Annotated in this window: 1 protein-coding gene; it reads right to left on the minus strand. The window is 60.8% G+C overall.

The features are described 5' to 3' along the window. A partial coding sequence (locus AC1DFR_RS22360; protein ID WP_476874504.1) for a VCBS domain-containing protein occupies positions 1 to 503 on the minus strand: 503 nt, incomplete at its 3' end. Positions 504 to 541 lie beyond the last annotated feature (38 nt).

Here is a 541-nt window from a genome sequence, read left to right on the forward strand (position 1 = left end):
GTCCAGGTGTGCGTGTCAGTCGTATCAACATCAGCGACATCAATCTTGCCGGTGGCAACGAGCGTGCCGTCTTCGGTAACCGCACCGTCAGCCTTGCCGGTCAGAACGGGGGTGTCGTTSGTRCCGACGATCGTGACGACCACTTGACCYGTCGTGCCATCMGCCGTYGTGACGGTGAASGTCTCSGTCARGGTCTTGCCMGCGCCCAGGCCTTGAACGGCYGGGTCGTTRTTGGTCAGGGTGTAGTTCCACTTGCCATCGGCGTCGATGGAGAAGGTGCCGTGCTGACCGGCTGCGTTGGTCTGCGTTTGGAAGACGGCTTGACCGGCATCCGGGTCGGTCACTTCGAGCTTGCCGCCTGTCGTGAGCGTGCCGTCTTCGGTGACCGAACCTTTGTCATCACCCGGTTGAACCGGGTTGATGATGGCGCCGTCATCGGTGCCATTGATGGTGACCGTGATCGCCTTGTCGACGATTCCGCCGTTGCCGTCGTTGACGGTCACGGTGAAAGTTTCGGTGATCGATTCGCCGGACTTCAGAC

This window comes from Arthrobacter sp. 05T410 (assembly GCF_056396505.1).